This window comes from Asaia siamensis (assembly GCF_014635085.1).
Taxonomy (GTDB): domain Bacteria; phylum Pseudomonadota; class Alphaproteobacteria; order Acetobacterales; family Acetobacteraceae; genus Asaia; species Asaia siamensis.
The window spans coordinates 491,403-500,927 of record NZ_BMCH01000003.1 but is presented as its reverse complement, the minus strand read 5'-3'; the positions used below and the strand labels follow the sequence as shown (position 1 = coordinate 500,927).

16 protein-coding genes and 1 pseudogene are annotated in these 9,525 nt (G+C 64.2%); 16 read left to right on the top strand and 1 reads right to left on the bottom strand.

Translation table 11 applies throughout. The features are described 5' to 3' along the window. The first annotated feature begins 52 nt into the window (after nt 1-52). The 7 genes from IEV53_RS08130 to IEV53_RS08100 all read left to right on the top strand — a co-directional run bounded on the left by IEV53_RS08130 (nt 53) and on the right by IEV53_RS08100 (nt 3,547). Entirely contained in the window at nt 53-493 is a 441-nt protein-coding gene (locus tag IEV53_RS08130) for a hypothetical protein (RefSeq protein WP_188426252.1), read from the top strand. A 602-nt stretch (nt 494-1,095) separates the two neighbouring features. Next, the gene (locus IEV53_RS08125; protein ID WP_188426251.1) at nt 1,096-1,422 is read left to right on the top strand and encodes a DUF736 domain-containing protein; all 327 of its coding nucleotides are present in this window, start codon (nt 1,096-1,098) and stop codon (nt 1,420-1,422) included. A gap of 342 nt (nt 1,423-1,764) precedes the next feature. Next, entirely contained in the window at nt 1,765-1,917 is a 153-nt protein-coding gene (locus IEV53_RS08120; protein WP_188426250.1) for a hypothetical protein, read from the top strand. 157 nt (nt 1,918-2,074) lie between these two features. Then, nucleotides 2,075-2,359: a helix-turn-helix domain-containing protein gene (locus tag IEV53_RS08115; protein ID WP_188426249.1), complete on the top strand. Its 285-nt coding sequence runs from the start codon at nt 2,075-2,077 to the stop codon at nt 2,357-2,359. 11 nt (nt 2,360-2,370) lie between these two features. Beyond that, a complete protein-coding gene (locus tag IEV53_RS08110; RefSeq protein ID WP_113596948.1) occupies nt 2,371-2,649 on the top strand; it encodes a DNA -binding domain-containing protein in 279 nt (92 codons plus the stop codon). 63 nt (nt 2,650-2,712) lie between these two features. Then, nucleotides 2,713-3,081: a transcriptional regulator domain-containing protein gene (locus IEV53_RS14770; RefSeq protein ID WP_308469323.1), complete on the top strand. Its 369-nt coding sequence runs from the start codon at nt 2,713-2,715 to the stop codon at nt 3,079-3,081. Further along, the gene (locus tag IEV53_RS08100) at nt 3,032-3,547 is read left to right on the top strand and encodes a DUF2285 domain-containing protein (RefSeq protein WP_229719760.1); all 516 of its coding nucleotides are present in this window, start codon (nt 3,032-3,034) and stop codon (nt 3,545-3,547) included. The genes IEV53_RS14770 and IEV53_RS08100 overlap by 50 nt, the downstream gene beginning before the upstream one ends. A 60-nt stretch (nt 3,548-3,607) precedes the next feature. Here the strand turns inward: IEV53_RS08100 and IEV53_RS08095 are convergent, their stop codons facing one another. Continuing rightward, complete coding sequence (locus tag IEV53_RS08095) at nt 3,608-4,147, bottom strand: hypothetical protein (RefSeq protein ID WP_188426247.1); 540 nt, start codon at nt 4,145-4,147, stop codon at nt 3,608-3,610. 263 nt (nt 4,148-4,410) lie between these two features. On the opposite strand from IEV53_RS08095, the gene IEV53_RS08090 reads away from it, so the two are divergent. From IEV53_RS08090 to IEV53_RS08050, 9 genes and pseudogenes are all read left to right on the top strand, one after another. Continuing rightward, the gene (locus tag IEV53_RS08090) at nt 4,411-4,704 is read left to right on the top strand and encodes a helix-turn-helix transcriptional regulator (protein WP_012222350.1); all 294 of its coding nucleotides are present in this window, start codon (nt 4,411-4,413) and stop codon (nt 4,702-4,704) included. After that, nucleotides 4,704-5,759 carry a replication initiator protein A gene (locus tag IEV53_RS08085; RefSeq protein ID WP_188426246.1) on the top strand — a complete coding sequence of 352 codons (1,056 nt, stop codon included), beginning with the start codon at nt 4,704-4,706 and terminating at the stop codon, nt 5,757-5,759. Before IEV53_RS08090 ends, IEV53_RS08085 begins: the two co-directional genes overlap by 1 nt. Further along, nucleotides 5,756-6,388 (top strand): annotated as a pseudogene (gene parA / locus IEV53_RS08080) (ParA family partition ATPase); the annotation flags it as partial. The gene IEV53_RS08085 and the pseudogene parA, both read left to right, overlap by 4 nt. Then, nucleotides 6,383-7,135 (top strand): DNA-methyltransferase, encoded by a 753-nt coding sequence (locus IEV53_RS08075; RefSeq protein ID WP_188426305.1) that lies wholly within the window; start codon nt 6,383-6,385, stop codon nt 7,133-7,135. The pseudogene parA and the gene IEV53_RS08075, both read left to right, overlap by 6 nt. Continuing rightward, complete coding sequence (locus tag IEV53_RS08070; protein ID WP_188426245.1) at nt 7,132-7,374, top strand: ribbon-helix-helix protein; 243 nt, start codon at nt 7,132-7,134, stop codon at nt 7,372-7,374. Before IEV53_RS08075 ends, IEV53_RS08070 begins: the two co-directional genes overlap by 4 nt. Further along, complete coding sequence (locus tag IEV53_RS08065) at nt 7,371-7,835, top strand: DUF2840 domain-containing protein (RefSeq protein ID WP_188426244.1); 465 nt, start codon at nt 7,371-7,373, stop codon at nt 7,833-7,835. Before IEV53_RS08070 ends, IEV53_RS08065 begins: the two co-directional genes overlap by 4 nt. Beyond that, complete coding sequence (locus tag IEV53_RS08060; protein WP_188426243.1) at nt 7,832-8,374, top strand: S26 family signal peptidase; 543 nt, start codon at nt 7,832-7,834, stop codon at nt 8,372-8,374. Before IEV53_RS08065 ends, IEV53_RS08060 begins: the two co-directional genes overlap by 4 nt. Nucleotide 8,375: 1 nt before the next feature. Continuing rightward, entirely contained in the window at nt 8,376-8,714 is a 339-nt protein-coding gene (locus IEV53_RS08055; protein WP_188426242.1) for a DUF736 domain-containing protein, read from the top strand. Further along, nucleotides 8,701-9,402, top strand: coding sequence for a lytic transglycosylase domain-containing protein (locus IEV53_RS08050; RefSeq protein ID WP_188426241.1), 702 nt, complete (start codon nt 8,701-8,703; stop codon nt 9,400-9,402). Before IEV53_RS08055 ends, IEV53_RS08050 begins: the two co-directional genes overlap by 14 nt. The last annotated feature ends 123 nt before the right edge of the window (nt 9,403-9,525 follow it).

Below are 9,525 nucleotides of genomic sequence, written 5' to 3'. Positions count from 1 at the left end.
GTGGTGGCAGGCGCGACCGTCAGATCATGTCATCTCTACGGGAGCCGCCACCATGGTGATCTTCGCACCTTTCCTGATTGTCGCCGGCATCGGATTTTTCTGCTGGCTCATGTTCACGCTTGCGGTCTTCGCCTTGCCGTTTGCCGGCGGCCTGTATGCCGGGCTCTGGGCGTTCCATACCGGCGCCGGAGTGATCGGCGCCCTGATCGTCGGGGTCATGGCGGGCATTGCGACTTTCACGGTCGGCCAGATCGCACTCGCCTGCGCACCGTGGATCTGGCTGCGAGGGCTGATCGTCCTGCTCTATACGGTGCCCGCCATCATTGCCGGCTTTAGCGCCACGCACGGCCTCGCCCAGATGATGATGCCGTCCGCAATCTGGCAGCTCTTCTTTTCGGCGATCGGCGCCATCGCGGTCGGCATCACGGCGGTTGTCCGCTTTACCGGCATGGCCCCGCCCGAACCGACCGGCGGAAGCATCGCGCGGGTCTGACGGTCTGCACGGTAGCCGGTGGGCAGGCCTGGATCAGGCATTTCGTGGAGATGCGCGTCCTGTCGTCATGAGAAAGGCGGGGTGTGGCGATAAAGTCTGGCGCAACGTGCATCCGCCCCTGATGGTCCCTCTCGCGGGGCTGCCGGCTCAGGACCGTCTTCCTGTTCTGCGCGCGTTGACAGGAACAGTGGCCGACGCGGTGTGCCCGCAGGGCACGCGCCCACGAGAACGGGTCATGGTCACGGCCGGAACGGCCAGGTGACGATGCCTGGCTTCTTCCCTGCCGGATCCTGCACGCCGAGGGGGCATCATGTCCTCCGTGATGTGCGCTCTGTCGGGCCGCGCACGCATACGGCCTCTGAAAATGGCTGATCTAGCCGGAGGGCGGCTTCGCCTCGATCGGCTATGGCGCAACAGCGGGCCATAATTTTCTTCCCCTGACGGCTGCGCCGTCATTCCTCGCGCATCAAGAAAATTCTGTCCCGCCGTCCTCCGCTGCGCTTCGGTCCCTGCGGGATGCGCCGCCGCTCGCCTCCGTCTGTCCGATCGCCATCGAGGCCGCAATGGTGCGGGCTCGATAACAGAGATCACGGAGCAGTATCATGGCCACCATCGGCACCTTCAAGAAGACCGGCAACGAATATGTCGGCGAAATCGTCACCCTCTCGGTTCAGGTCCGCAATGTCCGTATCGTTCCCGACACCGGACGCCAGAGCGAGAACGCCCCCAGCCACAGGGTGTTCGTCAACAGGGCCGAGATCGGGGCGGCCTGGTCCAAGCAGTCCAACGAGGGACGCAGCTATCTGGGCCTCAAGCTGGATGATCCGAGCTTCAACGCCCCGATCTTCGCCAATCTCTTCGATGACGAGGACGGCGAAGGCTACAGCCTGATCTGGTCCCGCCCCAACGGTCGCCGCAACGGCGACTGAAGGCTCCTGCGATCCCCGCCCGGCCGGTCCGAGCGGGGCCTTCGTGGTGGCGGCCGGAACGGAAGGGTGGGCGTGGCTTATCGTCCGCGATCCGATCCGCCTGTCTTCGGGTGGGGCAGGGGGAACAGGGCTTCCCTCAGTCTTCCCATTGTACCATGCCCGGCGTGAACCGCCTCAAGGACGCGCGGTCCCCCCAATTTTGCCCGGCGCACCCTGCGGGCACACCAGACAAAATCGGCTCCCCCGCGCGCCGCTGGCGCGGTCGCCTGCGGCGATCCCTGACCCGGCTCCCGCGTGCATGAGCCGTCCGTCCTGTCTTCGACAAACGAAAGGAGCAGGACGATGACCACGCTACGCGACCACATCCAGATGCTGCGCGCCGAACTCACCAGCTACGCACTCAGCCGCCGCGAGCGGGCACAGATCGAGCGCGAACTGAAGCAGGCATGCGCGCAATTCGCGGCGGACCGCTACGACGAGACACCCCCCGCATAGAGCGGGGGGCTTTTCGTATGGTCGCCCGTACCTTCGGACATCCAGACGCCGGTTCCACTTGGCCATCATCCTGAAAGAACGATGTTGAATCTCTCCAACGCGACTATTATAGTCGTATTTCTGGTGTGCATGCCACGCGTGTCGGATGTGATCATGAATGATCACTGGCCGACAGGTAAGGGCGGCACGGGCACTCCTGAACTGGACACAGGAGATGCTCGCTGAAAAAGCCCTCGTAGCACTGACCGCGCTCAAGCGCCTCGAATCCGAACGCGGTCTCGGCGTCCATGAGGGCACGACCGACCAGGTCCGCCGTGCGCTGGAGACGGCGGGCATCCTGTTCATCGAGTCTGGACAAGGACGCGGCGTCATGTTTCTTCACGAGACTTCCGGTAATGAAACGCGGCAGGTTAGGGTGCGTCGCGTTCGTTCTCCGACCTGATCGGCCCCACCATGCAGAAGCCACCGCTCGACCCGCCCGTCGCCGACAGCGCTCCGGAAGCGTCCTGTCTCACCGGCTATGACGAACAGCACCTCATCACCTATCTGCGTCTGCTGGACGCCGAGGCCGACGGTGCGGACTGGCGCGAGGTCGCCCGGATCGTGCTCCACCGCGACCCGGCGGCCGATCCCGAGGGTGTCCACCGCTGCTGGCACAGCCATCTGGCGCGGGCGCACTGGATGACCGAGCATGGCTACCAGCATCTGCTGCGCGGCGGCGCACCCCACTGATACCCTGAATCGTTGCGTAATCCACAAGACCTGTTGCAGGAACGGGGCGTAGCGGGCGCCGGGATGGTCTGGCATACTCTCGCGAGCAAGTGCTTGCCCTGTTCCCATCCGTTACGCATCGGAGACGACGCCATGAGCCGCGCCAACTGGCGGTCGGCGGGCGCGTACGAGGGCCTGCGGTCGCTCGACGCCCCTGCCTTTGCCTTGCAGTTTGTCAGTCGCAATCGTGATTTCATGCGCGAGCGGGCAACGCTTCAGCGCGCGTTGCGCCGGGGTACCCTGATGCAGCCGGATGCCGAGGCCTTCGCCCGGCGCTGGGGGTTGCGATTTCGAAAGTGTGCGCACTGCGCTGAACCCGCGTACTGCCTTGTGGAGTGCCGCGGTGCTGCCGGGCGTGATCGCGCTGATGGAAGCGCCGACCGGTCTGGCTGACCCGGATCACCCGCCGTTCACCTCTATTTTCATCGGATTGCCGGCGGGCGAGGTTGGTGAACTCCTGCTCGAGCGCCCAGGCGTCGTTCTGCGCCTGCATCTGGTGACGTCGGGGATCGAAGCTCTCTCCGTCGTCCTGCCGCTCGACGTCCTATTCGAGGTGCGCGTCCAGGCCGCTTTGCGGCTCTGGCGGGCGCTGATGGGCCGACGCCCTGGCCCCGATCCCGCGACCCTGTCGCCAGATCGGGTCAGTCGGCTGATCCTGGCGCTCCGTACGCTCGACGGGCTGGATGAAGGGAGTTCGCAGCGCGAGGTCGCTGGTGTCCTGTTCGGTCGGGAGGTTTTCCCGCAGGATTGGCTGTCGCACGATCTGCATTTCCGCATGAAACGGCTGGTGCGTTTCGCGCGGGGGTTGACCGATGGGGGATACCTGCGCCTGTTGCTTCATCCGTTCCGGGGACGGTGACGGACGATATATATGCTCCCCATGCGTGTCGTTCGTTGCGCATGTGCTTCGGGACAGATTTTAAGGAAGTATTCTCAAGCCAGACGCGGCGCGGTTCAGCATGTCCAAACCGTAAGCGCGCTTGGTTTTATCATCCTTGTAGCGAATACCTCCCGAGTCTTGGTCGGCTCGTCGAAATAATGCGTTTGCTTCAGGCAATTCGCACTTCTCGGGCGCAAATTCTGGGCAGGATTGGATGTACCAATGATAATATGTCATCGCGGCTGGAAAGTGTGCGAGATTATCAATGATCTGGTACAGATCATGGGTGGCAATCCATAAAGAATACACAAGTTGCTCTTCGGAAAATTCTATTATGGAATCTGGATCTTTGTCAGCATGCTTTAAGAAGTTCCACGTCGAATTATAGGTTTTATATAGATCGCTTTTACGATGAAATTGATCTTCAACAACACTTAAAAAATAGTCTTTCTCTTTATGCCCGCACAATTTTCTAAATATTTCCCCAGAATTGCATGAGAGTGCATAAGCAGAAATTGGATCGTCTTCGCTGAAAAACATTGCAATAGCGACAGATAGCTGCGTTGCTGCAGCTTTCAATTTGGTAACACATATTTTTCGCATATACTCGCCAACCAATATGTTCAGCTAAATAAACTACGCTAAACTCGTCGATAATCCAAAAATCTTTTCTTGAAGGGTGGCCTTGTATGGGATGGCACCTCGTCATTTCCCGTCCGGCCAGGACCGATCTCACCGGGAGGCGAGATCGGTCCTAGTCCCGTAAGACCCCGCTCCGCCACGCTGATCCCTGCTGGCCGCATTTGTCCCGCGGCCCCAGACAGCGATCACGGAGCCACCTCATGTCCGCCAATTACAGCGACCTGCCGCCGCGCTATCTGCGCACGCCTGACGCTTCGCGCTTCGTCGGGCTTTCCATTCGCACTTTGGAAAAACATCGTATTTACGGCACCGGCCCGCGCTATTCGAAGCTCGGTGGCCGCGTGGTCTATCGGGTCGATGAGTTGCAGGCCTGGGTCGAGAGCGGGGCACGCGCCCACACCTCGGATACCACCGCCGGCACCGTGTCGGCGGCCGCGCGGCAAAGCCCGCTGATCCCGCCTACACCGGCGACCTCGCGCGGGAACAGACGCTGATGTCCCCGACGGGCAGAATGCGCTCCGAGCGCGAGCAACTGGAACTCTTCCATGCAATTGCGGGAGATTTCGCCCCTCGTGACGCGCAGGATCTGATGGCGTTCCCGTTCTTCAGCCTCGCCAAATCCCCTCGTATGGTCCCGATCGATTACCGGACCCCGGATGTCACCATCCGGGTCGAGGCGTCCGCCGAACATGGCATGGCCACGATCTGGGATGCTGACGTGCTGATCTGGGCCGCCAGCCATCTCGTTGCCGCTCGCGACGCCGGTCGGCGCACGTCGCGGCTGATGGTGGCCAGCCCGCGCGAGATCCTGACCTTCATCGGCCGGGGCGACAGCGCGCGGGATTATGAACGGCTGGAAGCGGCGTTCGACCGACTGCAATCCACCACGATCAAGACCTCGCTCCGGCAGACCGGGAAGGGGCAACTGCACCGCTTTTCCTGGATCAACGAATGGAAGCGGCACACCGCCCGGGAAGGGCGCACCCGCGTGATCGAACTGATCCTGCCCGACTGGTTCTACCAGGCGGTTCTCGACGACGCGCTCGTGCTGACCATCGACCCGGCCTATTTTGGCCTCACTGGGGGCCTGGAGCGCTGGCTCTATCGCATTGTGCGCAAGCATGGTGGTCGCCAGCGTACGGGCTGGGCCTTCGGCCTGCGCCATCTCTACGAAAAATCCGCCAGTCTTTCCCCCTATCGCCGCTTTGCCTTCGAACTGCGCGAAATGGCGAAGCTCCAGCCTTTTCCGGGCTATCGGCTGTCGGTGCGCCTCGACCGCAATGGCAATGACACGCTGGCCTTCGCGCCTGCCAAACTATCCACAGGCGCCTGTGGACAAGCTGTGAATCCATCCGTGCTATCAGTTGTGGATTTATCCGTGCCATCACTGCCACGGCATCCGTGCTATCGTTTGCGGAAAACGCCGAATCAGGGCGTCGAATCAAATGGTTATGGCACCCTTAACTTAGAATCTAACTTAAAAGAGTCTAACTTTAAGGATGTTGGCACCCCCGCCGATCCGTGGAAAACCCCCGGAGAGGGGTCATGATCGCGGCCTTCCTCAACCAGAAGGGCGGCGTCGGCAAGACGACGCTGGCGCTGCATCTTGCCGGCCAATGGGCTCGGGAAGGCCAGCGCGTGACGGTCATCGATGCCGATCCGCAGGGCTCGGCGCTGGACTGGTCGGCGCAGCGGGCGCGGGAGGGACTGCCCCGGCTGTTCGGCGTGATCGGGCTGGCGCGCGACACGATGCACCACGAGGCACTGGCCCTGGCTCTGGGGGTGGATCACGTCGTCATCGACGGTCCCCCGCGGGTAGCGGCGCTGCTGCGCTCCGCCCTGCTGGCCGCCGATCTGGTGCTGATCCCGGTGCAACCCTCGCCATTCGACGGCTGGGCCTCGGCCGAAATGCTGCGGCTGCTGGAAGAGGCGCGCCTCTTCCGTCCCGGCCTGCTGGCTCGTTTCGTGCTCAACCGTTGCGCTGCGCGCACGGTCATCGCCCGCGAGACCCGGCTGGCGCTGGTGGGGCATGAGCCGGCGGCGCTCATGGCGCGGATCGGCCAGCGGGTCGCCTTCGCCGATGCCGCGCGCACCGGCCGCCTGGTCTGCGACCTGCGCCCGCAGGGGATCGCTGCCCGCGAAATCGCCGCTCTGACGACCGAGATCGGGGGCATGGTATCATGCACCCTCCTGACCGGCGACAGCGCGCTCCTGATGCCCTGGCATGGCCCCTACGACATGATCCTGGCCGACCCGCCCTATGGCGATACGTCGCTCGCCTGGGACCGGCGCATAGCGGACTGGCCAGGCAAGGCTCTCGCCGCCCTGAAACCCAGCGGCTCGCTCTGGGTGTTCGGCTCGCTGCGGAGCTTTCTCGCATCCAACGCGGCATTTCGGAATGCGGGCTGGAAATATGCCCAGGAACTGGTCTGGGAGAAGCAGAACGGTTCCAGCTTCCATGCCGATCGGTTCCGGCGCGTGCATGAATTGATCGTCCAGTTCTATCGCGACGATACGCCCTGGCGTGCCGTCTACAACGCGGTTCCGACCACGCCCGATGCACGGGCGCGCACGGTGTGGCGGAAACATCGGCCGCCCCATATGGGCCAGATCGATGCCGGCCATTACGTCAGCGAGGACGGTGGCCCGCGCCTGATGCGCTCCGTGATTCCGGTCCGCAATGCGCATGGCCGGGCCATCCACCCGACCGAGAAGCCGGTGGCATTGCTGGAGATCCTGATCCGCACGAGCTGCCCGCCGGGTGGCCTGGTGGGCGACTGGTTCGCCGGCTCTGGTGCGGCGGGCGTCGCCTGCCGGCTGATCGGCCGGCGCTATGTCGGCTGCGAGATTGATCCGGTGATGGCGCAGAAGGCGCGTGACCGCATCGCCTCCGTGCTGCCGCTTGGCGAGGGAATTGCGCCATGACGGAGCGTCGCACGCTGCCCGGCTTCGCGTCGCGCCCCGCCGACCCGGAACGCTGGGTCAAGGCGCCGGACAAGCCTGCGGCTGCCAACCTCTTTACCGCCCGGCTGACGATCGACGTCACGCCAGCGCTGCGCGCCCGGCTTAAGGTCGCGGCGTTCCAGCGCGGCATCACGGTCGCCGACATGCTGCGCGCCCTGCTGGCCCGCGAGTTCCCCGATACTTCTGGAGATGTGCCATGACCGACACCCTCGCGCATGTCGAACTGACCTGGATCGAGAAGCGCATCGAGCACTGGATCCGTTTTGGCTCTGTCGCCCATGAGCAGATTCTCGACCGTCGCCGGCGGATACTGAGCTTTCCACCGGACACCGTGTTCGCGTTCCTGCGCTGGGCGGCGAACGATTACGGCACGGTGGTGTCCTGCATCGACATCGTGCGCGTCACCGCTCCCGGCGAGCCCTATCAGACGGTGCCGTTCGTGCGGCCCGGCGGCGAGAGCCTGCTGCGCCAGAGCGGCTGGTCGAAGGTCCGGCTGGTGCTGGAAGCCGTCGATCGTATCGAAGCCATCGGCATCGACCCGGTCGATGTCGCGCCCGAACATTGGCGGCATCTGCACAATCGGATGCTCTCCGGGCAGGCGGCACGCCCCTACACACGCGACCGCCACCACGCCTGGCTGCGTCGGAGGGCGGTGTCATGACGCGCTTCGGCTGGTTCTTTACCACGTATTTCGCAATGCTCGGTGCTGGCACGTCAGTGGTGATCCATCCGGCGCCCCGGCTGATCTGGAATGCCACCGCCAGCACACCGGTCGGCCTGTATCGTCTACAATCGGTGCGCATCCTGCATGTCGGCGACCTGATCGCGATCAGGCCCCCGGCCGACATCGCCGCTCTGCTGGCGCGCGGTGGCTATCTGCCGCTCGGCGTGCCGCTGCTCAAGCCGGTGGTAGCACTGCCGGGGCAACTGGTCTGTCGGATCGGTGCGGCCGTTTCAGTCGACGGCAAGCTGCTCGGCGATGCGCTGGCCCGCGACCATCGCGGCCGTCCGCTGCCGGTCTGGCAGGGCTGTCGGCACGTTTTGCCCGGCCAGATCTTCGTCATGAATCCGGCAGTCCCGACCAGCCTCGACGGCCGGTATTTCGGTGCCCTGCCGGTCGCCGCGGTGCTCGGCCGCGCGCAACCGCTGTGGCTCGTGCCGTCACCGATGTCTCCCACCCCCAAGCAGAAACGAGGCTGACATGGCCCAGATCGGAACTTTCACGCGCACGGCTGACGGCTTCGCCGGTCGGCTGCGCACGCTCGCCCTCGACGTCGAACTGACGATCGTGCCGGCGACACCGTCGGACGCCGAGCATGCGCCCGACTATCGCGTCCATCTCGGCGAGGCCGATACCGGCCCGGAGATCGGTGCGGCCTGGAAACGCACCGGCGAGAAGGCGGGCACTTACCTCTCGCTCGTTCTCGACGACCCCATGCTGACGCAGCCGATCCGCGCCAATCTGTTCCAGTCCGACCGTCAGGGGCGTGCCTTTCATCTGGTCTGGAACCGTCCGGTGAAGCGCGATGACCGGCGGTAGGAAGGTTCGCGATCTTGTCGCGAACGCGCTGGTTGCAGTGTTGGTTTCCGTGTCACCCGTTCGCATGGCGCAGGCTGATCCGTACGCCGACATGATCGCGGAAGCCGCCACGCGCGCGCAGATTCCGGCCTCATGGATTGCTGCCGTCCTGCATGCGGAGAGCCGGGGCGACGCGCATGCCGTGTCGTCGGCGGGTGCAATGGGGCTCATGCAGGTGATGCCCGGCACATGGTCCAGCCTGCGCGCATCCCTCGGTCTCGGCGACGATCCGTTCGACCCCCACGACAACATTCTGGCCGGTGCGACCTATCTGCGGTGGATGCGCGACCGCTATGGCGAGGCCGGATTCCTTGCCGCCTATAATGCCGGTCCCGCGCGCTATGACGAACATCTTGCGACCGGCCGGCCGCTCCCTGTCGAGACGCTGAATTACGTCGCATCCGTCAGCGCGCGGCTGGCTCTTCCGCTTGCCGATAACATCGCGGTCGGCGCTCCAACGGCACGATCATGGCAGGATTCTTCCCTCTTTCCGGCGTCGTTCCTGCGCACAGAAAATGCCCCTCGGCATGGCGAGAGCGCGCACGATCCGGTGCATGCCGACGACGCTCGCCGGACAGACTGGACGGCACTCGCACCGCAGTCGGTCGGGCTGTTCATCGCTTCAGGGCATGGGGAGGCGCGCCGATGAGCCCCGTTCCGGTCCATCGGGCGCTGGTGGGCGATGGGTGCCTTGGGGATGGGGTGCCGGGGGGAGGCAGGCAACGGAGGGTAGGACGGCAAGGTAAAAGCAGCGCCCATTCGGGACTGCATG

What these genes read in the sequence shown, in the direction of transcription:
- IEV53_RS08130 (WP_188426252.1), top strand. Translation starts at nt 53, where the DNA reads ATGGTGATCTTCGCACCTTTCCTGATTGTCGCCGGCATCGGATTTTTC.
- IEV53_RS08125 (WP_188426251.1), top strand. Translation starts at nt 1,096, where the DNA reads ATGGCCACCATCGGCACCTTCAAGAAGACCGGCAACGAATATGTCGGC.
- IEV53_RS08120 (WP_188426250.1), top strand. Translation starts at nt 1,765, where the DNA reads ATGACCACGCTACGCGACCACATCCAGATGCTGCGCGCCGAACTCACC.
- IEV53_RS08115 (WP_188426249.1), top strand. Translation starts at nt 2,075, where the DNA reads ATGATCACTGGCCGACAGGTAAGGGCGGCACGGGCACTCCTGAACTGG.
- IEV53_RS08110 (WP_113596948.1), top strand. Translation starts at nt 2,371, where the DNA reads ATGCAGAAGCCACCGCTCGACCCGCCCGTCGCCGACAGCGCTCCGGAA.
- IEV53_RS14770 (WP_308469323.1), top strand. Translation starts at nt 2,713, where the DNA reads ATGGTCTGGCATACTCTCGCGAGCAAGTGCTTGCCCTGTTCCCATCCG.
- IEV53_RS08090 (WP_012222350.1), top strand. Translation starts at nt 4,411, where the DNA reads ATGTCCGCCAATTACAGCGACCTGCCGCCGCGCTATCTGCGCACGCCT.
- IEV53_RS08085 (WP_188426246.1), top strand. Translation starts at nt 4,704, where the DNA reads ATGTCCCCGACGGGCAGAATGCGCTCCGAGCGCGAGCAACTGGAACTC.
- IEV53_RS08075 (WP_188426305.1), top strand. Translation starts at nt 6,383, where the DNA reads ATGGTATCATGCACCCTCCTGACCGGCGACAGCGCGCTCCTGATGCCC.
- IEV53_RS08070 (WP_188426245.1), top strand. Translation starts at nt 7,132, where the DNA reads ATGACGGAGCGTCGCACGCTGCCCGGCTTCGCGTCGCGCCCCGCCGAC.
- IEV53_RS08065 (WP_188426244.1), top strand. Translation starts at nt 7,371, where the DNA reads ATGACCGACACCCTCGCGCATGTCGAACTGACCTGGATCGAGAAGCGC.
- IEV53_RS08060 (WP_188426243.1), top strand. Translation starts at nt 7,832, where the DNA reads ATGACGCGCTTCGGCTGGTTCTTTACCACGTATTTCGCAATGCTCGGT.
- IEV53_RS08055 (WP_188426242.1), top strand. Translation starts at nt 8,376, where the DNA reads ATGGCCCAGATCGGAACTTTCACGCGCACGGCTGACGGCTTCGCCGGT.
- IEV53_RS08050 (WP_188426241.1), top strand. Translation starts at nt 8,701, where the DNA reads ATGACCGGCGGTAGGAAGGTTCGCGATCTTGTCGCGAACGCGCTGGTT.